Origin of the sequence: Exiguobacterium sp. UBA3491 (assembly GCF_002377745.1) — a bacterium.
Classification (GTDB): Bacteria; Bacillota; Bacilli; order Exiguobacteriales; family Exiguobacteriaceae; genus Exiguobacterium_A.
In genome coordinates this window covers 424,273-450,693 of the sequence record NZ_DFQK01000032.1, presented here as the reverse complement: position 1 = coordinate 450,693, position 26,421 = coordinate 424,273, and the positions used below count along the sequence as shown (strand labels likewise).

The 26,421-nt window shown below is 48.0% G+C and carries 28 protein-coding genes; 27 read left to right on the top strand and 1 reads right to left on the bottom strand.

What is annotated here, in order from left to right:
* Positions 1 to 58: 58 nt before the first annotated feature.
* From fapR to rnc, 6 genes are all read left to right on the top strand, one after another.
* Positions 59 to 628: a transcription factor FapR gene (fapR, locus tag B4F99_RS14785; protein WP_214854554.1), complete on the top strand. Its 570-nt coding sequence runs from the start codon at positions 59 to 61 to the stop codon at positions 626 to 628.
* Positions 625 to 1,620, top strand: a complete 996-nt coding sequence (gene plsX, locus B4F99_RS14780) for a phosphate acyltransferase PlsX (RefSeq protein ID WP_035406922.1) — start codon at positions 625 to 627, stop codon at positions 1,618 to 1,620. Before fapR ends, plsX begins: the two co-directional genes overlap by 4 nt.
* 16 nt (positions 1,621 to 1,636) lie before the next feature.
* The gene (gene fabD / locus B4F99_RS14775) at positions 1,637 to 2,557 is read left to right on the top strand and encodes an ACP S-malonyltransferase (protein ID WP_290759292.1); all 921 of its coding nucleotides are present in this window, start codon (positions 1,637 to 1,639) and stop codon (positions 2,555 to 2,557) included.
* Positions 2,554 to 3,285, top strand: coding sequence for a 3-oxoacyl-[acyl-carrier-protein] reductase (gene fabG / locus B4F99_RS14770; RefSeq protein WP_290759289.1), 732 nt, complete (start codon positions 2,554 to 2,556; stop codon positions 3,283 to 3,285). Before fabD ends, fabG begins: the two co-directional genes overlap by 4 nt.
* A gap of 70 nt (positions 3,286 to 3,355) precedes the next feature.
* Positions 3,356 to 3,595, top strand: a complete 240-nt coding sequence (gene acpP, locus B4F99_RS14765) for an acyl carrier protein (protein WP_029342095.1) — start codon at positions 3,356 to 3,358, stop codon at positions 3,593 to 3,595.
* Positions 3,596 to 3,651: 56 nt separating this feature from the next.
* Positions 3,652 to 4,422 (top strand): ribonuclease III, encoded by a 771-nt coding sequence (gene rnc / locus B4F99_RS14760; RefSeq protein ID WP_290759286.1) that lies wholly within the window; start codon positions 3,652 to 3,654, stop codon positions 4,420 to 4,422.
* A 70-nt stretch (positions 4,423 to 4,492) separates the two neighbouring features.
* On the opposite strand, the gene B4F99_RS14755 is transcribed toward rnc, so the two are convergent.
* Positions 4,493 to 4,693, bottom strand: a complete 201-nt coding sequence (locus B4F99_RS14755) for a DUF1128 family protein (RefSeq protein WP_023468746.1) — start codon at positions 4,691 to 4,693, stop codon at positions 4,493 to 4,495.
* Positions 4,694 to 4,819: 126 nt separating this feature from the next.
* Here B4F99_RS14755 and smc point away from each other — a divergent pair, with 126 nt between their 5' ends.
* From smc to hslU, 21 genes are all read left to right on the top strand, one after another.
* Positions 4,820 to 8,383, top strand: coding sequence for a chromosome segregation protein SMC (gene smc / locus B4F99_RS14750; protein WP_290759283.1), 3,564 nt, complete (start codon positions 4,820 to 4,822; stop codon positions 8,381 to 8,383).
* Positions 8,380 to 9,384: a signal recognition particle-docking protein FtsY gene (ftsY, locus tag B4F99_RS14745; RefSeq protein ID WP_290759280.1), complete on the top strand. Its 1,005-nt coding sequence runs from the start codon at positions 8,380 to 8,382 to the stop codon at positions 9,382 to 9,384. The genes smc and ftsY overlap by 4 nt, the downstream gene beginning before the upstream one ends.
* 99 nt (positions 9,385 to 9,483) lie before the next feature.
* Positions 9,484 to 9,804 carry a putative DNA-binding protein gene (locus B4F99_RS14740; RefSeq protein WP_023468743.1) on the top strand — a complete coding sequence of 107 codons (321 nt, stop codon included), beginning with the start codon at positions 9,484 to 9,486 and terminating at the stop codon, positions 9,802 to 9,804.
* Positions 9,805 to 9,816: 12 nt separating this feature from the next.
* On the top strand, positions 9,817 to 11,166 hold the full coding sequence (gene ffh / locus B4F99_RS14735) for a signal recognition particle protein (RefSeq protein WP_023468742.1): 1,350 nt from the start codon (positions 9,817 to 9,819) through the stop codon (positions 11,164 to 11,166).
* Between the two features lie 93 nt (positions 11,167 to 11,259).
* Entirely contained in the window at positions 11,260 to 11,535 is a 276-nt protein-coding gene (rpsP, locus tag B4F99_RS14730) for a 30S ribosomal protein S16 (RefSeq protein WP_023468741.1), read from the top strand.
* A 62-nt stretch (positions 11,536 to 11,597) separates the two neighbouring features.
* Positions 11,598 to 12,107 (top strand): ribosome maturation factor RimM, encoded by a 510-nt coding sequence (rimM, locus tag B4F99_RS14725; protein WP_290759276.1) that lies wholly within the window; start codon positions 11,598 to 11,600, stop codon positions 12,105 to 12,107.
* Positions 12,104 to 12,832 carry a tRNA (guanosine(37)-N1)-methyltransferase TrmD gene (trmD, locus tag B4F99_RS14720; protein WP_290759273.1) on the top strand — a complete coding sequence of 243 codons (729 nt, stop codon included), beginning with the start codon at positions 12,104 to 12,106 and terminating at the stop codon, positions 12,830 to 12,832. Before rimM ends, trmD begins: the two co-directional genes overlap by 4 nt.
* 112 nt (positions 12,833 to 12,944) lie before the next feature.
* Positions 12,945 to 13,298, top strand: coding sequence for a 50S ribosomal protein L19 (rplS, locus tag B4F99_RS14715; RefSeq protein WP_023468738.1), 354 nt, complete (start codon positions 12,945 to 12,947; stop codon positions 13,296 to 13,298).
* A 104-nt stretch (positions 13,299 to 13,402) separates the two neighbouring features.
* Complete coding sequence (gene lepB, locus B4F99_RS14710) at positions 13,403 to 13,942, top strand: signal peptidase I (protein WP_035406947.1); 540 nt, start codon at positions 13,403 to 13,405, stop codon at positions 13,940 to 13,942.
* A gap of 147 nt (positions 13,943 to 14,089) precedes the next feature.
* Positions 14,090 to 14,953, top strand: a complete 864-nt coding sequence (gene ylqF / locus B4F99_RS14705; RefSeq protein WP_035409511.1) for a ribosome biogenesis GTPase YlqF — start codon at positions 14,090 to 14,092, stop codon at positions 14,951 to 14,953.
* Positions 14,954 to 15,004: 51 nt separating this feature from the next.
* A complete protein-coding gene (locus B4F99_RS14700) occupies positions 15,005 to 15,757 on the top strand; it encodes a ribonuclease HII (protein ID WP_290759270.1) in 753 nt (250 codons plus the stop codon).
* 12 nt (positions 15,758 to 15,769) lie between these two features.
* Positions 15,770 to 16,636: a flagellar hook-length control protein FliK gene (locus B4F99_RS14695; RefSeq protein WP_290759268.1), complete on the top strand. Its 867-nt coding sequence runs from the start codon at positions 15,770 to 15,772 to the stop codon at positions 16,634 to 16,636.
* The gene (locus B4F99_RS14690) at positions 16,633 to 16,893 is read left to right on the top strand and encodes an EscU/YscU/HrcU family type III secretion system export apparatus switch protein (RefSeq protein ID WP_035406955.1); all 261 of its coding nucleotides are present in this window, start codon (positions 16,633 to 16,635) and stop codon (positions 16,891 to 16,893) included. Before B4F99_RS14695 ends, B4F99_RS14690 begins: the two co-directional genes overlap by 4 nt.
* Before the next feature lie 87 nt (positions 16,894 to 16,980).
* Positions 16,981 to 18,141 (top strand): ADP-forming succinate--CoA ligase subunit beta, encoded by a 1,161-nt coding sequence (gene sucC, locus B4F99_RS14685; RefSeq protein WP_290759265.1) that lies wholly within the window; start codon positions 16,981 to 16,983, stop codon positions 18,139 to 18,141.
* A gap of 13 nt (positions 18,142 to 18,154) precedes the next feature.
* Positions 18,155 to 19,072, top strand: a complete 918-nt coding sequence (sucD, locus tag B4F99_RS14680; protein ID WP_035406957.1) for a succinate--CoA ligase subunit alpha — start codon at positions 18,155 to 18,157, stop codon at positions 19,070 to 19,072.
* 82 nt (positions 19,073 to 19,154) lie between these two features.
* Positions 19,155 to 19,982 (top strand): DNA-processing protein DprA, encoded by an 828-nt coding sequence (gene dprA, locus B4F99_RS14675; RefSeq protein WP_290759262.1) that lies wholly within the window; start codon positions 19,155 to 19,157, stop codon positions 19,980 to 19,982.
* Positions 19,983 to 20,030: 48 nt separating this feature from the next.
* Positions 20,031 to 22,127 carry a type I DNA topoisomerase gene (topA, locus tag B4F99_RS14670; protein WP_290759259.1) on the top strand — a complete coding sequence of 699 codons (2,097 nt, stop codon included), beginning with the start codon at positions 20,031 to 20,033 and terminating at the stop codon, positions 22,125 to 22,127.
* A 3-nt stretch (positions 22,128 to 22,130) separates the two neighbouring features.
* Entirely contained in the window at positions 22,131 to 23,435 is a 1,305-nt protein-coding gene (gene trmFO / locus B4F99_RS14665; RefSeq protein ID WP_023468729.1) for an FADH(2)-oxidizing methylenetetrahydrofolate--tRNA-(uracil(54)-C(5))-methyltransferase TrmFO, read from the top strand.
* Between the two features lie 145 nt (positions 23,436 to 23,580).
* The gene (locus tag B4F99_RS14660; RefSeq protein ID WP_251137861.1) at positions 23,581 to 24,486 is read left to right on the top strand and encodes a tyrosine recombinase XerC; all 906 of its coding nucleotides are present in this window, start codon (positions 23,581 to 23,583) and stop codon (positions 24,484 to 24,486) included.
* Between the two features lie 14 nt (positions 24,487 to 24,500).
* Positions 24,501 to 25,052 carry an ATP-dependent protease subunit HslV gene (hslV, locus tag B4F99_RS14655; RefSeq protein WP_023468727.1) on the top strand — a complete coding sequence of 184 codons (552 nt, stop codon included), beginning with the start codon at positions 24,501 to 24,503 and terminating at the stop codon, positions 25,050 to 25,052.
* Positions 25,045 to 26,418: an ATP-dependent protease ATPase subunit HslU gene (gene hslU, locus B4F99_RS14650; protein WP_290759253.1), complete on the top strand. Its 1,374-nt coding sequence runs from the start codon at positions 25,045 to 25,047 to the stop codon at positions 26,416 to 26,418. The genes hslV and hslU overlap by 8 nt, the downstream gene beginning before the upstream one ends.
* Positions 26,419 to 26,421: the final 3 nt, after the last annotated feature.

The window sequence follows — 26,421 nt, the reverse complement described above, 5'->3', positions numbered from 1 at the left end:
ATACTACTGTTAGTACCAGGTAATAATAGTAGTCATCCTTCTTGTGGGAGGAACGTACATGCGGGTACCTAAAAAAGAGAGACAACAAGAATTATTACAGACGATCGAGCAAAATCCGTTCATCACGGATGAAGCGCTGGCGACACGATTCCATGTCAGTATCCAGACGATTCGTCTGGACCGGATGGAATTAAAGATTCCGGAATTACGGGAGCGAATTAAACATGTCGCGACTGAACGGCTGGATGATGTGCGTACGTTGACTGAAAATGAAGTCATTGGTGATATGATTGACCTGAAACTCGATACATCTGCCATCTCGATCCTTGAGGTTTTGCCGGAACATGCGTTTAGTCGAAATGCAATCGCCCGCGGACATATCTTGTTCGCACAGGCAAACTCGCTTGCGATTGCGCTCATCGATGATGAACTCGCGTTAACGACCCGTGCGAACGTTCAGTTCACACGCTCCGTCCACGTCGGAGAACGCGTCGTTGCGAAGGCATTCGTCAGTTCCCATCGCCAAGATGGACGTTCTGACATCACGGTAGAGAGTTATGTCGGTGAAGAATGTGTCTTTATCGGCGAATTCACAGTGTATCGAAGTAGTAAGGAGGAATCGAAATGATTTTAGCAGTTGACGCCATGGGGGGCGACCATGCACCCCGTGCCATCGTAGAAGGGGTCGTTGCCTATCTGGCAGAACGTCCAAACGACAACATCGATATCCGACTAGTCGGAGATGAGTTGAAGTTACGCTCATACACAATCGAGGATCCGCGCGTGACGATCGTCCACGCAGCATCCGTCATCACCGGAGAAGATGAACCGGTACGTGCCATTCGCCGCAAGAAAGATAGCTCACTCGTTGTGGCTGCAAACCTGGTGAAATCAGGAGAAGCAGATGCCTTGATTTCAGCAGGCAACACGGGAGCGCTCATGACTGCCGGATTGTTCGTCATCGGTCGGATCGAAGGAGTTGACCGTCCTGCACTGGCCCCGACTTTCCCGACACGTAATGGGAAGGGTGTCGTCATCTTAGATGTCGGCGCCAACCCGGATGCGAAGGCAGAGCATTTGCTCGATTATGCCATCATGGGGTCTGTCTACGCAGAACAAGTTCGCGGTATCACACGTCCTAAAGTCGGGCTCCTGAATATCGGATCAGAAGCCGGTAAAGGAAATGCATTGACGAAGGAAACGTATCCGCTACTTGAGACAGCACCGATTCATTTCGTTGGGAACGTCGAGGCGAGAGAAGCGATGAGCGGTGACGTCGATGTCATCGTCACGGAAGGTTTTGCCGGCAATACGTTACTTAAGAGTACTGAAGGGGCAGCCAGTATGATCATGGGTGTCATGAAAGAACAATTCATGAGCTCGTGGACATCAAAGCTCGCCGCTCTCGTACTGAAACCGAAGTTGAAAAAAATGAAGCAGTTGCTCGCCTATGAAGAATATGGCGGTGCCGGACTATTCGGTATTGCGGCTCCGGTCATCAAGGCGCATGGATCAAGTAATGCCTATGCATTCAGCAGAGCGCTCGTTCAAGCGGAAAAGATGGTCGAACAAGAAGTCGTTGCCAAAATCGTTCAGGCGAAAGCAACTGAAGCACGTTAAGAAGGAGTGAGACGAGATGGGGAAAACAGTTTGGATGTTTCCGGGACAAGGGTCACAGACGCCTGGAATGGGACAGACGCTCATCACGCAAGACGAGACACGCCAAGCACTCGCTGACCTCGGAACGCGAATTGGTCTGGATCTGACGACGCTGATGACGACAGGGACGAAGGATGAATTGAAAGCGACGGATATCGCTCAACCAGCCATCGTCGCACACAGTGCATTACTCGCACAGCAGTACGCAGCACAAGGACATACACCTGATTTCGTACTCGGACACAGTGTTGGAGAATATAGCGCGCTCGTCGCAGCTTCTGTCATCACACCGTCTGAAGCCGTCTATCTCGTCCGCGAACGCGGAAAACTCATGAATCAAGTCACGGGTGGAACGATGGCAGCAGTCATTGGCATGAATGATGTCGAGGCAGCCCATCACGCGGTTGAATCAATTGCGGCAACGGGAGAAATCGTTCAAATCGCCAACTACAACTGTCCTGGGCAATTCGTCATCTCTGGACAAATCGCAGCGGTCGAATCCGCTACAGCGAAGTTAAAAGAGCTCGGAGCAAAACGAGTCTTACCACTTGATGTCTCGGGTGCGTTCCATTCGTCGCTCATGACACCTTTCGCACCACGATTCGAAGATATTCTCGTCTCGTCACCGTTTAAAGCCGCGAAGACGAAATTCATCTCGAACGTCGACAGTGCATTTCACGATCAACCAGACGAATTGATTCGTTTGCTCGTTCAGCAACTCTATTCGCCGGTCCGGTTCGAATCATGCGTCGAGCGTCTCATCGAAGAGGGTGCGGATACGTTCATCGAGTTCGGTCCGTCATCTCCACTTAGCGGTCTCGTGAAACGAATCAAAAAAGATGCGAAAATCATCAGCATCACGACACTTGAGCAATTGGAAGCGGAGGGAATTCGTTGAGTAAAGTAGCACTCGTCACTGGCGCGTCACGCGGTATCGGAGCGGCCATCGCAAAGCGATTGGCAAAAGATGGTTTCCGTGTCGTCGTCAACTATGCAGGAAGCACGGACAAGGCGGAAGCTGTCGTCCGTGAAATCAAGGAGGCAGGCGGTGAAGCACTCGCGATTCAAGCGAATGTCGCTGAAGCGGATGCTGTCAAACAGATGATCAAACAAACGATTGATGCGTTCGGTCAACTGGATTGTGTCGTCAATAATGCTGGCATCACGCGCGATGGTTTACTGATGCGTATGAAGGAAGCAGACTTTGATGCCGTCGTCGATACGAACCTGAAAGGGGCATTCCTCGTCACACAAGCCGCGACACGTCCGTTGTTAAAGACAAGCGGTCGTATCATCAATATCGCATCAGTCGTCGGTATTTCTGGAAATCCAGGGCAAGCGAACTATGTCGCAGCGAAAGCGGGTCTGATCGGGCTGACGAAATCCGTCGCACGTGAACTCGCTAGTAAAGGCGTCACAGTCAATGCCATCTGTCCAGGCTTCATCGAGACGGACATGACGGATGAATTGACAGAAGAACAGCGGAACCTGTCACTCGGGCAAATTCCGTTGAAACGCTTCGGTCAAACCGACGATATCGCTTCACTCGTCAGTTTCATCGCTTCAGATGAAGCACGATACATCACAGGTCAAACTCTAGCCGTCGATGGCGGCATGACGATGTAACAGAACTAACGGAAGTACTTTGCCAAATCGGTAATCATCTTATATACTCAACTCATGGAGGGATTTTAAAATGACAAAAGAACAAATCTTAGTAGACGTACAAGAAGCAATCGCAGAAAAATTAGGTAAAGAACAAAGTGAAATCACACTTGATAAGTCGTTCAAAGACGACCTCGGAGCTGACTCTCTTGAAGTCATGGAACTCGTCATGGACTTAGAAGACAAGTTCGAAATCACGATCGAAGATGAGCAAGCAGAAAACTTGAAGACTGTCGGCGATGTCGTCAACTACATCGAAACACAAGTCTGATCATTGAAGCTGACCCACCGCAATTTGCGGTGGGCTTTAGCTGTTTAGGAGGAACTATGACGAATCACAAAGGACGTCGTGTCCGAAAAGGACCCTATGTAAAACGACGCAAGGATGCTCGGACGCTCGCTCAGATCGAGCAAAAATTCGAAGCGTTACAAGAGCGTCTGAATATCACGTTTTCTAATGTTGAACTATTGAAACAAGCCTTCACGCACTCTTCGTTCGTCAATGAACAACGCGAGTCGGAAGGGGATAACGAACGCCTAGAATTTTTAGGGGACGCTGTCTTAGAGTTGACGGTGTCACGCTATCTATTCGAACACTACCCGGAACGTTCCGAGGGGGAATTAACGAAATTGCGAGCGGCGATCGTCTGTGAACCGTCACTCGTCCAATTTGCGAATCACTATCAGTTTTCCGATATGATTCTGTTAGGTAAGGGGGAAGAACTGACCGGTGGTCGGAATCGTCCAGCCTTACTTGCGGATGTCTTCGAATCCTTTATTGGCGCCTTGTATCTTGACCAAGGCATCGAAGCAGCCGAACGATTCCTCGCCGAAGCGGTTTTTCCGAAAGTGGCGACGGGCTTCTTCGAAGAACAGACGGATTTCAAGAGTCAATTACAGGAAGCGATTCAACGTGTCGGTTTAGGTGTCATCGAGTATGAAATCATCGAGGAGCGCGGTCCAGCGCATAGTCGGGAATTTATCTCGCGTGTTCAAGTCGCGGATGAGCTCGAAGGGATTGGAACGGGTCGTTCGAAAAAAGAGGCAGAACAACAGGCGGCAAAACAAGCCTTACTTGAATTAAAGAAACAGTTTTAAGCAACAAAAGGCCGACCATCTCTCAAACGCGTGAGAGATGATCGGCCTTTATCGTCTGAGGCTCGCTTGATTAGACGGTCTTGAGGGATTTCAGTTCGTCGACGATCGCGTCGACCTCTGCGAGTGATAACGAGTCTCGCATCATGACGAACTCATAAATCTCTTTTAAGTCCTCATTTTTTGAGCCATCGAACTGTTCTGCTTTAATGACCCCTTTGTTGATGATATTCAATTTATCTAAGATCGCTTCAATCATTTGTTCAATCGTCATCGTGTTATTCGCTCCTCTTCTTCTCGTTTCGCATGATACTACCTTAAAACCTATCATGTTGCTAGCGTTTCGGCTATGGTAAACTGAAAGAAATTCAAAAGAAATTTAAACATACGGGTGATCAAGATGTACTTAAAACGAATTGAAATTAATGGCTTCAAATCATTTGCCAGTCGAACTGAACTAGAATTCCTTCCGGGTGTCACGGCAGTCGTCGGACCGAACGGAAGTGGAAAATCAAATATATCGGATGCTGTCCGTTGGGTACTCGGAGAACAATCTGCGAAGTCACTACGTGGAGCGAAGATGGAAGATGTTATTTTTGCCGGCAGTCTGTCTGAACACCGGAAACAATTTGCCGAAGTGACGCTCGTCTTAGACAACGAGTCGGGAACGGTCGCGTTACCGTATCAGGAGATCAGTGTCACGCGGCGTGTCAGCCGCAATGGCGATAGCGATTATTTTTTAAATAAAAAACCATGTCGCCTGAAGGATGTCCTTGATTTGTTCATGGACACAGGCTTGTCGCGTGACGCCTTTGCGATCATCGGACAAGGGCGAGTTGAACAAGTCATTTCCGGAAAACCGGAAGAACGTCGTGCTGTCATCGAAGAAGCAGCAGGCGTCTTGAAGTATCGTCATCGCAAAAAGCAAGCCGAACGGAAATTAAATGATACGGAAGCGAATCTATCACGTGTCGATGATATTTTATATGAACTTGGTGGACGAATCGAGCCGTTACGTGAACAAGCGGCGCTCGCGAAAGAGTATCTCGTCGCTCGAGAACGGCATGATGTACTGGAACGTGGCATCTTGGCGCATGAAATCACGACGTATCAGACGGAGCTCGAAACACTGGCGCGTGATATCGCACAATGTGAAGAACGTCTTGCATCTCAAAAGACGACTCACGAAGAGACCGTCGTGTCCCGGGAGAAACAAGAAGCGACGCTTGAAGAAGAACGACAACAAGAAAACGCGTTGCAGGAGCAACTTCGACATGTCTCGACGCGACTTGTTGAGATCCAAGGTGCCCTTAACCTAGCAAAAGAACGTGAAAAACACGGTACCGAGACGAAAGAGCGACTCGAACAAGAGGTCGTGATCGTCGAAGAACGCGTCAAGGGACTGGAACTCGAACTAACCGCTTTACAGGAGCGTCAAGCAGAAGTCGATCAGGAAGCAAAACGGATTACGGCTGAGCGAGAACGAGCTGATCAAGCGCTGACACAAACCGATCGTGATTTTGATAAGGAAGCCGAAGCATTACGTTCGGAAGCCTTTGAAGTGGCGAGCCGATTAGCTGCGACGAATAATGCTTATAATCGGGCGAAGCAAGATCTCATGCAGGCAGAAGAACAACAACGTTCTTTTACGGCGGACAGCGGTACGAAACAATCGACCCGTCGTCAACTCGAGGAAGACGTCGCTCGACTAGAAGCGGACGTTGCTTCGATCCGGACAGAATTAGATCAAGCGATTGAGGAAGAGGCAACGGCACTCGCGGCGCGAGACGAACAACAACATGCGTTACGCCAAGTCGAACAGTCCGTTGCGGATTTAGAGCGACGTCGTCATAAGACGGAAGATCGGATTGAATTTCTTGAATCCGTCAAAGCCGACTATAGCGGTTATTTCGGTGCCGTTAAGACGATATTAAAACAACGAGATCAGTACCCAGGTATTCACGGAGCGGTCGCGGAGTTGATTTCGGTCCCTGCGCGATTTGAAGCGGCAATCGAGACGGCGCTTGGTGGGGCAATGCAAAATATCGTTGTTGATACCGATGCGACAGGACGTCGTCTAATCCAGGAACTGCGACGCTTAAATGCCGGTCGAGCGACGTTCATGCCGCTCGCCTCACTCCAAACACGTGAAGTCAACCGTTCGGTGCGAGAACAAGTCGGGGGGATGTCTGGATTCGTCGGGATCGCAAGTGATCTTGTGACGACAGACGAGACGCTGACGAAATTAAAGATGAACTTACTCGGTACGACACTCGTCGTCGAATCACTTGAACAAGCGAACCAAATTGCCCGTTCGACAGGACATCGCTATCGTCTCGTCACGCTCGAAGGAGATGTCGTCAACGTCGGTGGAACGATGACCGGCGGAAGTCGGAAAAAAGGCACACCATTGTTCAGTCAATCGCGCGAGCTCGACGAGTTAAAAGAGGGACTGACGCGAGGACAAGCGGTCATTCGGGAACAGATGCGCCGCTTGGAAGATCTAAGAGCGGCGATTCAGACGCTTGATGCTACTGCTCGGACGCGGACAGAAACGATTCAAGAATTACAAGGACAACTCGAGCAATCGCGGGATACGTTAGCAGATGCGAAGCGTCACCTCGCCGTCATGACGTCCGAATTATCGGTTGAAGATCGGCAGATGGCACGTGTGCTCGAACAAGAACAGGAAGCACGCCGTATCATCGAAATGTCAGAAGTCGAGATCGCGAAATGGACGGAACGTCAAACAGAGCTCAGACAAGCACTTGATCGTCTCAAGGATGCTCAAGCCCGTGGTGCCGTCACGATGGACGAACTGAAGAAGGAACAAGCAGAAGCAGTTCTTGAAGAGCGGACGATTCAAATGAAACAAGCGCAACTCACGCAAGAGATCGAGCGTCTGACGGAACAGGTCAGTCACGCGAAGCTTGAACGTGGTCATAAACGCCGTGACTTGCGTCATGTCCTTGAAGGATTCGATGAAGCGAAAATCGATGCCTTGCACGGCGAGCAGCGCGAACAGGAACAGGAACAACAACGGGTCGAGACCGAAATTGTCGCGATCGGGCAACGGATTCAAGTGCAGGCAGAATCCTTGCGCTTAATTCGAATTCGCGAAGCGAAGACGAAGGACGATCAACATACGACGAAACAGGCACTTGAACAACTACGACTCTCACAAGGGAAAACGAGTACACGCCTTGAGACAAGACAAGAAATGCTCGAAGAGATGGGATTACTGCTCGAGTTGATCGCTCCGCTCGATCAATCGTATGAAGAGGCGAAAGAGGAAATTCATCTGCTCAAGCGACAACTCGAAGAAATCGGCATCGTCAATATCGGTGCAATCGAAGAATTCGCGGAAGTCGATGAACGGTTTACGTTCCTATCGGCGCAACGAGACGATCTCGTCGCCGCTAAAACGGATCTCTATGGTGTCATTGAAGAGATGGACCGTGAAGTCATTCGATTGTTCCGACAAACGTATGATGCCGTCCGTGAGCATTTCCGAGAAACGTTCCGGGAGTTGTTCGGGGGTGGAGAAGCCGACCTTGTACTCGTCGATCCGACTGATCTACTGACGAGCGGAATCGATATCGTCGCGAAACCGCCAGGTAAAAAGCTACAAAATTTGTCGCTCTTGTCAGGTGGAGAGCGTGCCTTGACGGCGATCGCTCTCTTGTTTGCGATTCTAAAGACCCGTCCTGTCCCATTCTGTGTCCTCGATGAAGTCGAGGCGGCACTTGATGAAGCGAACGTTGCGCGATTCGGCGAATTCGTCCATCAGCTAGCGCGCGAGACACAGTTCGTCATCATCACTCATCGGAAAGGGACGATGGAGGCGGCAGACGTCTTGTACGGCGTCACGATGCAGCAAAACGGGATATCTGAAGTGTTATCCGTTAAACTAGAAGAGGCACGACGTACATTAAGTGAAGAACCAAAGGAGATTAAACAATGAGTTTCTTTAAAAAACTGAAAGAGCGCTTGACGACTTCGACGCAAGAAGTCACGACGAAATTCACACAAGGACTGACGAAGACACGCGATGGACTAGCAAGTGCCGTCAATGATCTCGTCTATCGTTTCCGCGAAGTCGATGAGGATTTCTTCGAAGAATTAGAGGAAGTATTGATTCAAGCCGACGTCGGCGTGACGACGACAATGGATTTGGTCGAAGAGTTAAAGACAGAAGTTAAACGACGTAACGTCAAGGATCCAAAAGAAGTACGTGATGTCCTCGTTGAAGTCGTTGCGAAGATGTTAGTTGAAGAGGAAGAGACAGCACTTGATCTCGATCACGAGCTGAACGTCATTCTCTTCGTCGGTGTCAACGGGGTCGGGAAGACGACGACGATCGGGAAACTTGCGAATCGCTTGAAACAAGAAGGCAAGAGCGTCATGTTAGCAGCGGGTGATACGTTCCGTGCGGGTGCAATCGATCAACTGCAAGTCTGGGGCGAACGCTCCGGTGTACCGGTCATCCGTCAAGGAGAAGGATCGGATCCGGCCGCTGTTGTTTACGACGCTGTCCAAGCAGCTAAAGCACGTAAGGTCGATGTCCTGATTTGCGATACGGCAGGACGCCTTCAAAACAAGGTCAACCTGATGAACGAACTTGAAAAGGTCAAGCGTGTCATCGAACGTGAAATTCCAGGCGCTCCTCATGAAGTATTGCTGGCGCTTGACGCGACGACAGGACAAAACGCGATGGTGCAGGCGAAAGCCTTCAAACAAGCGACGAACGTCAGCGGGATCGTCTTGACGAAGCTTGATGGAACAGCAAAAGGTGGAATCGTCCTTGCGATCAAGAACGAATTGAACCTCCCGGTCAAGTTCGTTGGTCTTGGTGAAAAAATCGATGATTTACAACCGTTTGATGCAGAACAATTCGTTTATGGATTGTTCGGTGATGTCTTTGAAGAAAAAGAAAACGTTGACACGGAAGAAAGCGCAGAATAAGCGACGTTTCATGTAAAGAAAAAAACTTGACAACACACTGTGAGGGCTGTACTATACTATCTGTAAAGGAATTTCACTTAACATTGCGGAGGTGCTCGAATGACACTTGATAAAACGAACCGGATGAACTATCTGATTGACTTTTATCAGGAGCTTTTGACACCAAAACAACGGAATTACATGTCACTCTATTACTTAGATGACTTTTCCTTAGGTGAGATCGCCGATGAGTTTGAAGTCAGCCGACAAGCAGTCTACGACAACATAAAACGCACGGAAGCCATGCTCGAGCAGTATGAAGAACGACTATCCCTGTTCAAGAAACACGAACGGCGAAAGCAGTTACTCGATCAGCTGAAGCAATGCGACCTTCCGGGTGAAGCCCTAGTGATCATTGAGACATTGGAGCAATTAGAGTAGGAGGCATTCTTAATGGCATTCGAAGGATTATCGGAACGGCTTCAAGCCAGTCTCGCTAAAATGCGAGGTAAAGGTAAGATTTCTGAAGCAGACGTCAAAGAGATGATGCGCGAAGTTCGCTTAGCGCTACTTGAAGCCGACGTCAACTTCAAGGTCGTCAAACAATTCGTAAATGATGTAAAGGAACGTGCCGTCGGACAGGACGTCATGACATCTTTGACGCCAGGGCAACAAGTCGTCAAGATCGTCCATGATGAACTGACGAATCTGATGGGTGCGGAAGTGTCACCATTGACGCTTGCGAACCGTCCTCCGACCGTCATCATGATGACAGGTCTGCAAGGGGCAGGTAAAACAACGACAACGGGTAAGCTTGCCAATCATTTACGTAAAAAACATAATCGTAGTCCTTTGCTTGTTGCGGCGGATATTTATCGTCCGGCAGCAATCAAACAATTAGAGACACTCGGGAAACAATTGGAGTTGCCGGTCTTCTCAATGGGAGATCAGGTCAGTCCGCAAGAAATCGTTACCGGTGCACTCGATTATGCAAAAGAGCATCATCACGATATCGTGTTGATCGATACGGCAGGTCGTCTGCACGTCGATGAGGAACTAATGCAGGAACTCGTTGATGTTAAAGAGATCGCCAAACCGCATGAAATCTTCCTTGTCGTCGATTCGATGACGGGTCAGGACGCCGTCAATGTCGCAGAAAGCTTCAACGAGAAGCTTGGCGTGACGGGGGTTGTTCTGACGAAGCTCGACGGAGATACGCGAGGTGGTGCAGCACTCTCCATCAAGGCAGTCACCGGAGCACCGATTAAGTTCGTCGGTCTTGGAGAGAAGCTCGATGCCATCGAACCATTCTATCCCGAGCGGATGGCGTCTCGGATTCTAGGCATGGGAGACATGCTGACACTGATTGAAAAAGCAGAGTCACAAATGGACGCTACGCGTGCCAAAGAGTTAGAAAGCAAAATGCGCGATGCATCGTTTACATTCGATGATTTCATCGAGCAGTTGCAGCAAGTGAAACAGATGGGTCCACTCGACGAACTGTTGGGAATGATCCCTGGGGCAGGTAAAGGGAAGATGAAGGGGTTGAAAAACGCCCAAATCGATGAGAAGCAACTCGTGTATGTCGAAGCGATTATCCAATCGATGACGAAACGAGAGCGGACTGAACCTGAAATCTTGAATGCGAGTCGTCGGAAGCGGATTGCCCGTGGTAGCGGACGCAGTATTCAAGAAGTCAACCGTCTCATTAAACAGTTCGAAGACATGCGGAAAATGATGAAACAATTTTCCGGACAGATGGGCAAAGGGAAAAAGAAAGGCTTTGGCCTTCCATTCTTTTAAAAGTCTTTTCTCTTTTGCTGTAACGTTGTATACTAATGAAGTTGTCAATTTGACTAAACGAAAAAATCATCTATTATTTGGAGGGACTTACGAATGGCAGTTAAAATTCGTCTTAAGCGCATGGGCGCAAAAAAATCACCTTTCTACCGTGTGGTAGTAGCAGACTCACGTGCACCACGTGATGGTCGTTTCATCGAGCAAATCGGATACTACAATCCAGTTGCTAAACCAGAAGCAGAAGTTAAAATCAACGAAGAGCTAGCTCTTAAATGGCTCTCTGAAGGTGCTAAACCTTCGGACACAGTTCGTAACCTCTTCTCACAAGCTGGTATCATGGAGAAATTCCACAACGCGAAACTCGCGAAGTAAGACGTTAGGAGGTGAGCAAAAGCTTACCTCCTTTTTTTAATTCAAGAAAGGAAGTGAAATGAATGGAATGGTTGGAAATTGCGAAAATCGCCAATACACATGGTCTAAAAGGTGAATTAAAGTTACTCGCGAGCACGGACTTCCCGGAAGAACGCTTTAAAGTCGGAAAGGAAGTCTTCATTGGCTCTGAAGGTACGTATACACCGGTGACGATCAGTGGTTACCGAAAACACAAACAATTCATCATGGTGACGTTCAAAGGGATGCACCATATCAATGACGTCGAGAAGTATAAAGGATTGAAACTCTATGTCCACGCAGAAGATTTACAAGACTTAGACGAGCATGAATTTTACTATCATGAGATCATCGGTTGTACGGTTTATGACGGTGAAACGAAAATCGGAGTCATATCCGACATTCTTGAAACAGGCGCAAACGACGTCTGGACGATCAAACGCGATGGGAAAAAGGATGTCCTGATCCCGTATATCGAGCAAGTCGTTGCTTCCGTCGATGTCGAGCAAAAACGTATCCAGATCACACCGCTTCCAGGATTGATTGAAGAATGAACATCCGAGTGTTGACGCTGTTTCCGGAAATGTTTTCAGCGCTCGATCATTCAATCGTCAAACGAGCGCAAGATGATGAACGTGTCAGTCTTGAAACAATCAATTTTCGAGACTTCTCGACGAATCGTCATGGTAAAGTCGATGATTATCCGTATGGTGGGGGAGCAGGCATGCTGTTGACCCCTCAACCCGTCTTCGACGCGATGGCGAGTCTGCCGGAAGGAAAACGACGAATCATCGTCATGACACCGACCGGTAAACGTTTTTCGCAACGGATGGCAGAAGAGTGGGCACAAGAAGAAGAACTGGTCTTCCTATGTGGTCATTACGAAGGATTTGATCAGCGGATTCATGATCATCTTGTAACGGATGAGGTCTCGCTTGGGGACTTCGTCTTGACGGGAGGGGAACTGGCTGCGATGACAATGATTGACGCTGTCGTCCGTCTCTTGCCAGACGTGCTCGGTGCATCTGCGAGTCATGAAGATGATTCCTTTTCGACGGGACTTCTTGAATATCCACACTATACACGTCCTGCTGAATATGCAGGATACCAGGTACCAGACGTCTTGTTATCAGGCAATCATGCGCGGATTGCAAAATGGCGACGGGAACAGTCATTAAAACGCACATTTGAGCGTCGTCCGGATCTGTTGACTGATGCTCCATTAACCGAGGATGATCGTCTTTATTTAGAATCGATTTCAGGATTGTCAAACGATTGAATCTATGATAAGTTAAAACATGTGGCAAAAGCCACCCATTAACGATGTTCCGCTGTCGGATGCTGAAAGCAAATGAAGATAAGAACATTGGTGAAAAAAGGAGAAATCATTCATGAACACACAACAATTGTTCCGTGAACTTACACAAGAACAAATCAAGTCAGACGTCCCTGCGTTCCGTCCTGGGGATACAGTCCGTGTACACGTTAAAGTCGTCGAGGGTACGCGTGAGCGTATTCAGCTCTTCGAAGGCGTAGTCATCAAACGTCACGGTGGCGGCATCAGTGAAACATTCACAGTCCGTAAAATTTCTTACGGAGTTGGCGTTGAGCGTGCTTTCCCGCTCCACTCACCACGTGTTGCACAAATCGAAGTTGTTCGCTACGGTAAAGTCCGTCGTGCGAAACTTTACTACCTCCGTAACCTTCGTGGTAAAGCGGCGCGTATTAAAGAAATTCGTCGTTAATCATGTGAAAAAGTGGCTTGTCTCCGGACAAGCTTCTTTTTTTTGTTGTTTATGCGTATACTAGTCCATAGGAAGAAATTGCGTTAATCAAGGGAGTGGAATTCGTGAAGGAGTTATTCAGTTGGGTAAAAGCGCTCGTCGTAGCGCTTGTCATCGCGTTCATCATTCGAACGTTCCTGTTCGTACCCGTCATCGTCGATGGGGAATCGATGATGCCGACCTTACACAATGCGGATCGGATGATCGTCAATAAGATTCCGTATTATTTTAATGAACCAGAAAGAGGCGATATCGTCGTCTTTCATGCAACGGAAACACGCGACTATATCAAACGAGTAATCGCTGTTCCGGGAGATACGATGTATTATAAAGACGATACGTTGTACGTCAACGATAAGAAAGTAGCTGAACCGTATTTAAAAGAGTACAAAGCTCAGATGAATGGTGTTCCATTGACGGAGGACTTTACACTTGAGGAACGGACAGGAAAAACGACTGTTCCAAAAGGGAAGGTATTCGTCATGGGAGATAATCGTCAAAATTCAAAAGATAGTCGTGATATCGGTTTTGTGGATGAGGATCAAATCGTCGGAACGACGAACTTCGTATTCTATCCATTCAATGATGTACGCTCTGTCGATTAAAACGAAAGAAGATGAGACGCTTACCGTGAAAAGTAAGTACCTCATCTTCTTTTCTTGTCTTAAGTTGCGTATACTAGAGAGTGGATGTTTTTTCAAGTATCGTATGATCAGCAAGAAGTCCAGGAATATATGAACGAGGTGAAGGATATGACGATTCAATGGTTCCCCGGTCACATGGCCAAAGCACGGCGGGAAGTTACAGAAAAATTAAAGTTGATCGATGTCGTGATCGAACTTGTCGATGCACGTCTTCCAATGTCGAGCCGTAACCCGATGGTCGAACAAATCACGGCAGGTAAGCCACGATTGATCGTCCTCAACAAAGCGGATATGGCGGACAAACGAGTGACAGAACAGTGGATGCACGCATTACGGGCAGATGGTGTTGATGTCGTCGCGGTCGACGCGAAGCACAATAAAGGATTGAATCAAATTCATGAAGGTGCTTTGCGACTAATGAAAGAAAAACATGCACGAATGCGGGAGAAAGGGCGGAATCCGAGTGCGATTCGTGCCTTGATCATCGGCATTCCAAACGTCGGGAAGTCGACACTCATCAATCGACTCGCCGGTCGGAACATCGCGATCACGGGTGACCGCCCAGGTGTGACGAAACGCCAGCAATGGATCAAGATGAAGACAGGTGAGATGGAATTACTCGATACACCAGGTATCCTCTGGCCGAAGTTCGACGATCAAGTCGTCGGGTATCGGTTGGCAGCGACAGGAGCGATCAAGGATGATATCTTAAACATCGACGATATCGCGCTGTTTGCCCTTCGTGAGCTAAAGACGCGTTATCCAGAGCAGTTACGTGAGCGTTATCGTCTCGACGAAGTATCAGGAGAAGCGGTTGATGTACTCGAAGCCATCGGTAAAAAGCGCGGATTCGTTTCAGGTGGCTACGTCGATTTCGAACGGACGAGTGAAATGCTTCTGCATGAACTACGGACGGAAAAGCTAGGGCGTGTGACGCTCGAAACAGTGGAAGAATGGGAAACGCATGCATAACGGACTTGGACATCCTTCGATGTCCAAGTTTTTTTCAAAGGAGCGAAACAGATGAAGATTACGGAATTAAAGGAACGTCTACACAACATCACGATCGAGGAGTTTTCACAATTGAAGCAGGAACTCGCATCGGACGCGCGAAAAGGGGTGCATACACTGTTTCGTCAGACAGAACGACGATTTGCCCTCGAAGAGCAACAACGGATCGATTTCAAGGAGCGGTTCACGTTCGAAGAACAGTATCATCAGCAAGGATATAGACGGATTGCCGGAGTGGATGAAGTGGGACGGGGACCGCTTGCTGGTCCAGTCGTCGCGGCAGCTGTCATCTTACCAGAAGGATTCTATCATCCAGGCCTAACGGATTCAAAACAAATGAGTAAAATACAACGACAAGCGGCATTTAAACACCTACAAGACGTTGCAGAGATTGCGGTCGGCATCATCGAACCAGCTGAAATTGACGAGATCAACATCTATCAAGCATCGAAACGGGCAATGCAAGTCGCGGTTCGTCAACTCAAACCTGATGCCTTGCTGGTTGATGCGATGACACTCGACGACGATACACCACAACTCTCTCTCATCAAAGGAGATGCGAGAAGTGTCTCCATCGCAGCAGCGAGCGTCGTCGCAAAAGAGACACGAGATGCGATGATGGAACAATACGCGATCGAGTATCCGGGATACGGATTTGAAACACACGCAGGTTACGGGACTGCGACGCATTTACAAGCGCTTGATACACTGGGCGTCACACCGATTCACCGAAAAACATTCCGTCCTGTCAAAGAACGTCTCTAGGAGGGATCGAGCATGCACATCGAACATCGTGCCTTACTACCATTTAAAATCATCGATCATGCGAACTTACCGTTACGGGAAGGCGCAAACATCGTCGGCAAAGTCTTAAAACTGTTGCCGGACGGATTAATGGAACTACAGGTCGGTCAACGCGTCTTGACGGCAGGGACGACGGCTGAATTAAAAGAAGGGGGCATGTATCGCTTTCAAGTCGTTTCAGCAGAAGGACAACCGGTCTTAAAAATCATCTCGACTGAGTCTGTCCCGCAAAAATCAGCATTACCCCAGTTACTCGATTCCTTTTTACAGCGCCAGACGGTACCGACTGCGGAAACACGGGAACTACTAAGGCAAATCGGTCAACCCGTGACGGAAGGAGAAGCGAAGCAGTTAAAACACGCTCTTACTGAACTCGTTCAATTGGCAAAGGGCGACGAGGCAGGTCGATCGCTTGATCGAAAGACGAGTGATCAAATTTTAGCGCAACAACTCGTTCAAGCAACAAATGAAGTAGGAAAAGGAGTATATTTATTTCAATTACCTCAATTCGGACCTTTCGAAGATGTTGATCTCATGATGGAAGCACCGTTCGAACGAACGTTTGATCCAAATCATGCCCGTATCGTCTTATACTTACAATTACCGACGCTTGGTGAGGTCGCAATTGATGTCTTGATCGTAGACCGGAACGTTTCGATTTCCGTCTTTCATCCAAACGCACACGTCAATACGTTCATGCAAGCCTATACGCCTCAGATTCAAGCACGACTCGAGGAACAGGGCTATGCGTTGACGCGATTCGATTGGGTCGAACAGACGAAAGAACGTGTACCACATGATATCTCGACGCGTAATGGAAGGGTGGATCTCCATATATGAAAAAAGCGATTGCTCTATCATACGAAGAACAAATGCATGCGCCGAAAGTCGTCGCTAAGGGATCAGAACACATCGCGGAACGGATTTTAGAAGAGGCATTAAAGCACGATATTCCGATCCGGCAGGACGAAACGCTGATGACGTTACTGGATGCAGTTCAAGTATCAGAACAGATCCCGGAAGAACTATACGGTGTCATTGCCGAATTATTCGCCTTTTTATATCGTCTTGATCAAGATGGAATTCTGAAAAAATAAAGCTTTCGGTCGATAACGATAGACAGCGCTTCCAATTTTAACTACAATGAAAGAGCCGAAACTAAAGGGGTTAAGGGGGATTTTTTCATGAATGTACATGAGTATCAGGCAAAAGAATTACTTCGTTCGTACGGGGTACCCGTACCAAACGGAATCGCAGCCTTCACCGTCGAAGAGGCGGTCGATGCATCAGAACAATTGTCAGGCCCGATTAAAGTCGTTAAAGCTCAAATTCACGCGGGGGGACGCGGTAAAGCAGGTGGCGTCAAGCTTGCGAAATCGCAAGAAGAAGTGAAGGAATATGCGACGGAGTTCGTCGGCAAAACGCTCGTCACGCACCAAACAGGTCCCGAAGGAAAAGTCGTTCAACGTCTTCTCGTCGAAGAAGGCTGTGCGATTGATAAAGAATACTATCTTGGAATCGTACTTGATCGTGTGACAGGACGTGTCGTCATCATGGGATCAAGCGAAGGTGGTATGGACATCGAAGAGGTGGCGGAAGCGACACCGGAAAAAATCATTAAAGAAGTCGTCGATCCTGCAGTTGGTCTTCAAGGATTCCAAGCGCGTAAACTTGCGTTCGCAATGGGTGTTCCTGTGAAGCTCGTCAACAAGTTCGTCGGTATGGTCACGAAACTTTATAATTTCTTCGTCGACAAGGATTGTTCAATCGCAGAAATTAACCCACTCGTTACGACGAAGGATGGCGAAGTTCTCGCGCTGGACGCGAAGTTGAACTTCGACTCGAACGCATTATATCGTCATGCGGACATCGTGGCGTTACGTGATGAAACAGAAGAAGATCCACGCGAAGTCGAAGCATCGAAGAGTGATTTGAACTACATCGCGCTCGATGGAAATATCGGCTGCCTCGTCAATGGTGCTGGTCTTGCCATGGCAACGATGGATATCATCAAACACTTCAGTGGTGATCCTGCGAACTTCCTTGATGTCGGTGGTGGTGCGACGAAGGAGAAGGTAACAGAAGCCTTCAAACTGATCTTGTCGGATGAGAACGTTAAAGGGATTTTCGTTAACATTTTCGGTGGAATCATGAAATGTGACGTCATCGCAGAAGGTATCGTTGCGGCGACAAAAGAAGTCGGTCTCGAATTGCCGCTCGTCGTTCGTCTTGAAGGGACGAATGTTGATGCAGGAAAACAAATTCTCAAAGATTCAGGTCTAGCGATTACAGCAGCTACATCAATGGCAGACGGCGCAGAAAAAATTGCTGCGCTCGTGAAGTAAGGGGGAGCTAAAGATGAGTATTTGGGTGAACGAATCGACGAAAGTCATTATTCAAGGGATTACAGGTAATCAAGGGATGTTCCATGGTGAACAGATGATCGACTACGGAACAAACCTCGTAGGTGGTGTCACACCAGGAAAAGGCGGTACGGAAGTACTTGGTGGTGTTCCTGTCTTCGATACGGTCGCACAAGCGGTCGACAAAACAGGTGCGAACGCATCGATTATCTACGTGCCACCAGCATTCGCAGCAGATGCGATCATGGAAGCAGCAGATGCGAACATCGCATTGATCATCTGTATCACGGAAGGTATTCCAGTCCTTGATATGGTTAAAGTAAAACGTTACCTTGAGGGCAAGCCAGTTCGTCTTATCGGACCAAACTGTCCAGGCGTCATCACTCCAGGTGTCGCAAAACTTGGTATCATGCCAGGATACATCCATACACCGGGACATGTCGGAATCGTTTCGCGTTCTGGAACGTTGACGTATGAAGCCGTTCATCAATTGACGACGGCAGGCATCGGTCAATCGACAGCTGTCGGTATCGGGGGCGACCCAGTCAATGGAACAGACTTCATCGATACACTAAAAGCGTTTAATGAAGATCCAGAAACAAAAGCCGTCATCATGTTAGGTGAAATCGGTGGAACAGCGGAAGAAGAAGCGGCTGAGTGGGTCAAAGCGAACATGACGAAGCCAGTCATCGGTTTCATTGGTGGTCAAACGGCTCCTGCCGGTAAACGGATGGGTCACGCAGGTGCGATCATTTCCGGCGGTAAGGGAACAGCTGCTGAAAAAATCAAGACACTCCGTGCAAACGGAATTGAAGTGGCAGAAACACCAGCTGTCATTGGTGAGACGTTAATCCGTGTCATCAAAGAAGCAGGGATCTATGACGAGTGCGTGACGAACAGCACAGTCAAATAAATCAAAAAAAGAGCTGTCCTGATCAAATCAGGACGGCTTTCTTCTATATAAATAAGAAGCTTAAAGAAGGAGCGTTGATCTCATGAATCGAGAACTGTATGTCCGCTTCGCCATGTGTCAGGTACCGTATCCGATTGTTCAATTGATTGAACAGTTCGGAATCGTTCCAAGTCATGAATTACCCGTTTCAAATCGGCTTCGAAAACGATATGAACAAGCACTGCAACTTGATCGGATCGAAGAGTCGATTCTAGTTAAAGGAGATCCACTGTTTCCAACCGTACTACTGACGATTCCTCAACCTGTCTATGCCCTCTTTTACCGCGGTGATCCGTCCCGCCTAACTCTTCCACGCATCAGTATCATCGGTAGTCGAACTCCCTCACCGCAACACCTTTCCCGCATGCATTTTCTACAACCCTTCTTTCATCCAGATCTCGCCACCGTTTCCGGAGGCGCATATGGCATCGATGCCCTCGTCCATCGTCTATCCTTAAAACATCAACAGACAACAATTGCGGTTCTGGCCGGCGGACTTGATCGTCTATATCCTACTTCCCATGCTGCTCTTTTTGAACGTATCTTCTCGAATGGTCTTCTTCTCTCCGAATATCCACCTGGCACACCCATTCAAAAATTTCAATTTCTAGAACGAAATCGGATTATTGCCGGCTTGTCCTCGTCGTTGATCATCGTCGAGGCAGCAAAACGAAGTGGTACGATGAACACAGCAAGTCACGCGCTCGATCAAGGAAAAGATGTCTATTGTTTACCGGGGTGTCCGACTGAAACGTTCTTTGCCGGAACGAATCAATTGATCGCAGAAGGAGCGATTCCACTCCTTGATCCGGAAGAAGTTTCAAAAACTATTCGGCTGAACGTTGACAAATGGGAATCGAGACTACTATGATAAGTGAGATTAAAATACGGAGTACGCCTCTAATAGGGAGCGATTGCAATGGCAAAATATCTAGTAATCGTCGAGTCACCCGCTAAGGCAAAAACCATTAAACGTTATCTCGGATCCAACTATACCGTGAAAGCGTCGATGGGGCACGTCATTGACTTGCCGAAAAGCCAAATGGGAGTCGACGTCGAACATGACTATGAACCGAAATATATCACGATCCGTGGTAAAGGTCCGGTCTTAAAAGAACTCAAGACAGCTGCGAAAAAAGCACAAAAAATCTATCTCGCAGCCGACCCCGACCGTGAAGGGGAAGCGATCGCATGGCATTTAGCCAAAGCATTAGGCGTTGATGAATCAACAGAGTGCCGCGTCGTCTTCAATGAAATCACGAAAGATGCCATCAAGGATTCGTTCAAGCGACCACGCAAGCTCAATTATGATCTTGTGGATGCACAGCAAGCACGTCGTATCTTGGACCGCCTTGTTGGTTATAGCATGAGTCCGTTATTATGGAAGAAGATCAAAAAAGGTTTATCTGCAGGACGTGTACAATCGGTTGCCGTTAAGATGATTATCGACCGGGAACAAGAAATCAATGCGTTCATGCCAGAAGAATACTGGACAATCAAACTCGAACTCGATGCAAACGGTGAAAAGCTCGAAGCAAACTTCTACGGAGTCGATGGTAAGAAACGTGAACTTCATTCGCAAGAAGAAGTCGATCAAATCTTGAATCAACTCTCAGAAGACTTCACAGTTGATTCCGTCACGAAAAAAGAGCGGAAACGGAATCCAGCGTTACCGTTTACGACTAGTTCTTTGCAACAGGAAGCAGCACGTAAACTAAATTTCCGAGCGAAGAAGACAATGATGATCGCACAACAGCTATACGAAGGAATCGAGATCGGAAAAGAAGGTACGGTCGGTTTGATCACGTATATGCGTACCGATTCAACACGGACGTCTGAATCGGCGAACCTCGAAGCACACGGGTTCATCGAGCAGGCGTATGGAAAAGAATACATCGCAAGTGAAAAACGCAAAGAAAAGAAATCAGCGAACTCACAGGATGCGCACGAAGCGGTTCGCCCGACTTCGACAATGCGTGAGCCACAACTCGTTAAATCGTATCTATCGCGTGACCAATTCCGTTTATATAAACTGATCTGGGAACGATTCGTCGCAAGTCAGATGGCGCCAGCAATTCTCGATACCGTCAAAATTGACCTTGTCTCGAACGATGTTATGTTCCGTGCGAACGGATCAACTGTTAAATTCCCAGGCTTCATGAAGGTTTACATCGAAGATACCGATGATGAGGCCGTCACAGACGTCAAGGAAGGACTACTTCCTCCACTTGATGAAGGGGAAGAGTTGAAACGATCAGCGATTGAACCGAAACAACACTTTACTCAACCACCACCACGTTATACGGAAGCACGTCTTGTCCGGGCGATGGAAGAACTCGGAAGTGGTCGTCCGTCGACGTATGCGCCGACACTTGATACGATCCAAAAACGGGGTTATGTGACACTCGAGGAGAAAAAGTTTTTACCAACGGAACTCGGTGAACTCGTCATCGATATGATCAGCGACTATTTCCAGGAGTTCATCACCGTCCAGTTCACGGCAGACATGGAAGCTTTACTCGATGCGATCGAAAAAGGCGACATGCAGTGGACGGAAGTCGTCGATCCAATCTATAAATCCTTTGCGAAACGTCTGACACGAGCAGAAGCAGAGATCGAGAAGATTGAAATCAAAGATGAACCGGCTGGAGAAGATTGTGAAGTCTGTGGTCATCCGATGGTCATCAAGATGGGACGTTATGGTAAGTTCATGGCGTGCTCGAACTTCCCAGAGTGTCGTAACACGAAACCGATCCAAGTCGAGATTGGTGTGAAGTGTCCGACATGTGGAACGGGCGACATCGTCGAACGTCGTAGTAAAAAAGGACGTTTGTTCTACGGTTGTTCGAACTATCCGGAGTGTGAGTTCGTCTCATGGGATAAACCGGTCGAAGAACCATGTCCGGTATGTAGCAGTATGATGGTACAAAAGAAAATCAAGAACGGTGTGAAAGTAGAATGTACATCTTGTGGACATCATGAAACACGCATCGATCAGGAGCAAGAGGAGGAATGACCGTTGAAACGTGTAACGGTAATCGGCGCGGGACTTGCAGGTTCTGAAGCAGCATGGCAACTTGCAAAACGCGGCGTACAAGTAGATTTATATGAAATGCGGCCAGTCAAACAGACACCCGCACACCATACAGACCAATTCGCAGAACTCGTCTGTTCGAACTCACTTCGGGCAAATCAGTTGACGAATGCAGTCGGTGTATTAAAGGAAGAGATGCGTCAGCTCGATTCCTTGATCATGAAAGCGGCAGACTTAGCGAGCGTTCCAGCAGGTGGAGCACTTGCTGTCGATCGGCATGACTTCGCAGGATATGTGACGGAAACGTTGAAAAACCATCCGAACGTTACTGTCCATCATGAAGAAATCGAAGCGATTCCAGATGGTCCGACGATCGTCGCGACAGGTCCGTTGACGAGTGCGGCCTTATCGGAATCACTTAAACAATTCACAGGTGAAGATTACCTATACTTCTTCGATGCAGCGGCACCGATTCTCGATGGAGACACGATTGATCGTGAGAAGGTTTATCTGAAATCACGATATGATAAAGGCGAAGCTGCCTACTTGAATTGTCCAATGACGGAAGAAGAATTCCAACTCTTCTATGATGAGCTGATCAATGCGGAAGTCGTTCCACTGAAGGAATTTGAAAAAGAGATTTACTTCGAGGGCTGTATGCCTTTTGAAGTTCTCGCTTCTCGCGGACCGAAAACACTCTTGTTCGGACCAATGAAGCCAGTCGGACTGGAAGATCCGAAGACAGGCAAACGACCATATGCTGTCGTTCAATTGCGTCAGGATAACTCAGCTGGAACATTGTTCAACCTTGTCGGCTTCCAGACACATTTGAAATGGGGCGAACAAAAGCGGATCATTCGTTTAATTCCAGGTCTTGAAAATGCAGAAATCGTCCGTTATGGTGTCATGCATCGTAACACGTTCGTCAACTCACCGAACTTGTTGAAACCGACGTATCAGACACGTACGCGTGACGATTTGTTCTTTGCTGGTCAAATGACAGGGGTCGAAGGATACGTCGAGTCAGCAGCATCCGGTTTGACGGCAGGAATCAATGCGGCACGTCTCGTCAATGAGGCGGAACCGGTAACATTCCCGCAGGAAACGATGATGGGTGCGATGTCGCACTATATCACGACGACGGAAGGGAAGAACTTCCAGCCAATGAATGCCAACTTCGGATTGGTACCAGCACTCGTCGGTCATCCGGTTCGGATGAAAAAACCTGAGAAGTATGCGCTCTACGCAGAGCGAGCACTTGAAGCAATCAAAGATTTCACGGATATGTGATTGTTGATGGGGAGAAAGGCGTGATTCAGCGCTCTTTCTCCCCATTTCTTAATTTGTCACAAAAGCGCGATAATTTCGTTAATTTTTCGGTTTTTGGTCTATTGTCAGACTACTTGGTCTGTGCTATGCTAAGGGCGATTCGAGAATGAAATGGTCAGAAGGGGGCGCATTCATGGGGATAGACACTGCTTTTGAGCGACTGCTAGAAGATTTCATGCGGTATGTTCATATTGAACGTCAATTATCTCCGAATACAGGTCGCTCTTATGATCAAACACTTCGACAATACGCCGCTTTTTGCCGCGATCATCAATTACGATCGATTGAATTGGCAAGTGCACGGCGTTATTTGTATGCTCTTTACGATCAGGAGCTGGCGCGGGCGACGATTGCACAAAAAGTTTCCTGCCTCAAACAATTTGGTCGTTTTTTGACACGTGACACCGATGAACCTAATCCATTTGATGGATTAAAAGCACCAAAACGACAACAAGGACTTCCGACATTCCTTGTCCCAACGGAATATGAACGTTTCCTCGATGCATTTCGATCGAGTGATACGCTTGGTAACCGGAATGTCGCGTTAGTGGAACTTTTATATGCGACGGGTATGCGAGTCAGCGAGGTCGTTCAACTGGATCTTCGTGATCTCGCAACTGATCATTCCTACGTCCACGTGTATGGAAAAGGTGGGAAAGAGCGCATTGCGCCAATTGGAACCTTTGCGAAAGATGCATTAGAACTGTACTTACCATCACGAGATCCAATCGCAGGTCATGAGCAAGCGTTGTTCTTGTCTCATTCAGGGCGTCGATTGACGACGGATGCGATTCGGAAAATCATGAAAAAAGGGGAACAACTCGTTGGGAAACATGTGACACCCCATGCGCTTCGTCATAGTTTCGCGACGGATCTGCTAGAAAGAGGAGCCGATTTGCGAGCGGTCCAGGAGCTACTTGGACATGCATCTCTTTCGACGACCGGTCAGTATACACACGTAACAACGGAACGATTACGACATGTTTATCAACAAGCACATCCTCGTGCCTAAGGGAGGAAACATTGATGTTTCATGCAACGACGATTTTTGCGATTCAACATAACGGACAATCCGCGATGAGTGGAGACGGACAGGTGACTTTCGGAAACCAGGTCATCATGAAGAAAAGTGCGAAAAAAGTACGGCGCCTCTATGGTGGCAAAGTCATTGCCGGATTTGCTGGAAGTGTCGCGGACGCGTTTACACTCTTTGAAAAATTCGAAGCGAAGCTTGAAATGTATAACGGGAACTTACAACGGGCAGCTGTTGAACTGGCGAAGGAATGGCGAGGCGATAAGATGTTGCGTCAACTAGAAGCACTCTTACTCGTCATGGATGGAACACATCTGTTACTTGTATCCGGAAACGGAGAAGTCATCGAGCCGGATGACGGCATTCTTGCGATCGGTTCAGGTGGTAATTATGCGCTGGCTGCAGGTCGCGCGTTAGCTCGACACGCAAGTCATCTCACGGCAGAAGAAATCGCTCGTGCGGCGCTTGAGACGGCTGGAGAACTCTGTGTCTTTACGAACGATCAAATCATCTTAGAAACGATCGGAGGCAATGACCATGCATGAATTGACGCCAAGACAAATCGTCGAGAAGTTGAATGAACATGTCATCGGACAAGCTGATGCTAAACGTGCGGTGGCGATCGCTTTACGTAATCGATACCGTCGACAATTACTCGATGTATCGATGCGGGATGAAGTCACGCCAAAGAATATCCTGATGATCGGACCTACCGGTGTCGGAAAAACAGAGATTGCGCGACGTCTCGCGAAACTCGTCCGAGCGCCGTTCGTTAAAATCGAAGCGACGAAATTCACGGAAGTAGGATATGTCGGTCGCGATGTAGAATCGATGGTGCGAGATCTTGTGGAAGCGTCTCTACGTCTAGTCAAAGATGAGAAAAAAGAAGCGCTTAAAGATCGGGCGGAGGCAGTGGCGAACGAACGAATCGTTGATGCGTTGTCTGGCAAAAAAGCGTCAACTGGTCTCGGTGGTGGTACGAATCCGTTTGAGATGTTGTTCGGTGGGAACCAGAAGCAGCAAGAGCCAGATACATCGGAAGCGACAGCTGATCGTTCGCTACTCCGTCAGCAATTGCTGACAGGTCAACTCGAAGATCGAATGATCGAGGTCGATGTTGAAGAACGTCAAGTTGATTTATTCTCCGGACAACAAGGCATGGAGGGGCTCGCAAATCTTCAGGATATGCTTGGACAAGTCATGCCGAAGAAAACGAAGAAGCGCCAGCTTACTGTTAAGGAAGCACGTCCGATTTTGACAGCAGAAGAAGCGGAACGATTGCTTGACTTAAATGAAGTTCATGACGAAGCGGTCCGCCGTGCAGAACAAATGGGCATCATTTTCGTTGATGAGATTGATAAGATTGCGACAAAGGGACATGATTCAGCAGGTGTTTCACGAGAAGGTGTTCAACGAGATATTTTGCCGATCGTTGAGGGATCGACGATCGTCACGAAATATGGACCAGTCAAGACGGATCATATCTTGTTTATCGCTGCCGGTGCATTCCATATGGCGAAACCGTCTGATCTAATTCCTGAACTCCAAGGTCGTTTCCCGATCCGTGTCGAACTCGACAGTTTGACGGAAGATGACTTTGTTAAAATTTTAACTGAACCGAATCAAGCATTACTCAAACAATATAAAGCATTACTAGGGGCAGAGCACGTTCATGTCACCTTTACAGAAGAGGCCATTCGTGAAATTGCACGTATTGCTGCACAGGTAAACGATGAGACGGATAATATCGGAGCGCGGCGCTTGTATACGATCATGGAGCGCGTACTTGAAGAATTATCCTTCGAAGCAGCAGACATGCCTGAAACGGATGTAACGATCACGCCACAATACGTGACGGATCGTGTTGGAAAAGTAGCAGATGATCGAGACTTAAGTCAGTTCATCTTATAAAGT

Coding starts and splice junctions, on each gene's coding strand:
- dprA (WP_290759262.1), top strand. CDS start 19,155: ATGAATCGAGAACTGTATGTCCGCTTCGCCATGTGTCAGGTACCGTAT.
- B4F99_RS14700 (WP_290759270.1), top strand. CDS start 15,005: ATGAAGATTACGGAATTAAAGGAACGTCTACACAACATCACGATCGAG.
- ylqF (WP_035409511.1), top strand. CDS start 14,090: ATGACGATTCAATGGTTCCCCGGTCACATGGCCAAAGCACGGCGGGAA.
- plsX (WP_035406922.1), top strand. CDS start 625: ATGATTTTAGCAGTTGACGCCATGGGGGGCGACCATGCACCCCGTGCC.
- ffh (WP_023468742.1), top strand. CDS start 9,817: ATGGCATTCGAAGGATTATCGGAACGGCTTCAAGCCAGTCTCGCTAAA.
- B4F99_RS14740 (WP_023468743.1), top strand. CDS start 9,484: ATGACACTTGATAAAACGAACCGGATGAACTATCTGATTGACTTTTAT.
- B4F99_RS14755 (WP_023468746.1), bottom strand. CDS start 4,693: ATGACGATTGAACAAATGATTGAAGCGATCTTAGATAAATTGAATATC.
- rnc (WP_290759286.1), top strand. CDS start 3,652: ATGACGAATCACAAAGGACGTCGTGTCCGAAAAGGACCCTATGTAAAA.
- hslU (WP_290759253.1), top strand. CDS start 25,045: ATGCATGAATTGACGCCAAGACAAATCGTCGAGAAGTTGAATGAACAT.
- rpsP (WP_023468741.1), top strand. CDS start 11,260: ATGGCAGTTAAAATTCGTCTTAAGCGCATGGGCGCAAAAAAATCACCT.
- ftsY (WP_290759280.1), top strand. CDS start 8,380: ATGAGTTTCTTTAAAAAACTGAAAGAGCGCTTGACGACTTCGACGCAA.
- trmD (WP_290759273.1), top strand. CDS start 12,104: ATGAACATCCGAGTGTTGACGCTGTTTCCGGAAATGTTTTCAGCGCTC.
- sucC (WP_290759265.1), top strand. CDS start 16,981: ATGAATGTACATGAGTATCAGGCAAAAGAATTACTTCGTTCGTACGGG.
- B4F99_RS14690 (WP_035406955.1), top strand. CDS start 16,633: ATGAAAAAAGCGATTGCTCTATCATACGAAGAACAAATGCATGCGCCG.
- rplS (WP_023468738.1), top strand. CDS start 12,945: ATGAACACACAACAATTGTTCCGTGAACTTACACAAGAACAAATCAAG.
- fapR (WP_214854554.1), top strand. CDS start 59: ATGCGGGTACCTAAAAAAGAGAGACAACAAGAATTATTACAGACGATC.
- topA (WP_290759259.1), top strand. CDS start 20,031: ATGGCAAAATATCTAGTAATCGTCGAGTCACCCGCTAAGGCAAAAACC.
- acpP (WP_029342095.1), top strand. CDS start 3,356: ATGACAAAAGAACAAATCTTAGTAGACGTACAAGAAGCAATCGCAGAA.
- B4F99_RS14695 (WP_290759268.1), top strand. CDS start 15,770: ATGCACATCGAACATCGTGCCTTACTACCATTTAAAATCATCGATCAT.
- hslV (WP_023468727.1), top strand. CDS start 24,501: ATGTTTCATGCAACGACGATTTTTGCGATTCAACATAACGGACAATCC.
- smc (WP_290759283.1), top strand. CDS start 4,820: ATGTACTTAAAACGAATTGAAATTAATGGCTTCAAATCATTTGCCAGT.
- B4F99_RS14660 (WP_251137861.1), top strand. CDS start 23,581: ATGAAATGGTCAGAAGGGGGCGCATTCATGGGGATAGACACTGCTTTT.
- fabD (WP_290759292.1), top strand. CDS start 1,637: ATGGGGAAAACAGTTTGGATGTTTCCGGGACAAGGGTCACAGACGCCT.
- sucD (WP_035406957.1), top strand. CDS start 18,155: ATGAGTATTTGGGTGAACGAATCGACGAAAGTCATTATTCAAGGGATT.
- rimM (WP_290759276.1), top strand. CDS start 11,598: ATGGAATGGTTGGAAATTGCGAAAATCGCCAATACACATGGTCTAAAA.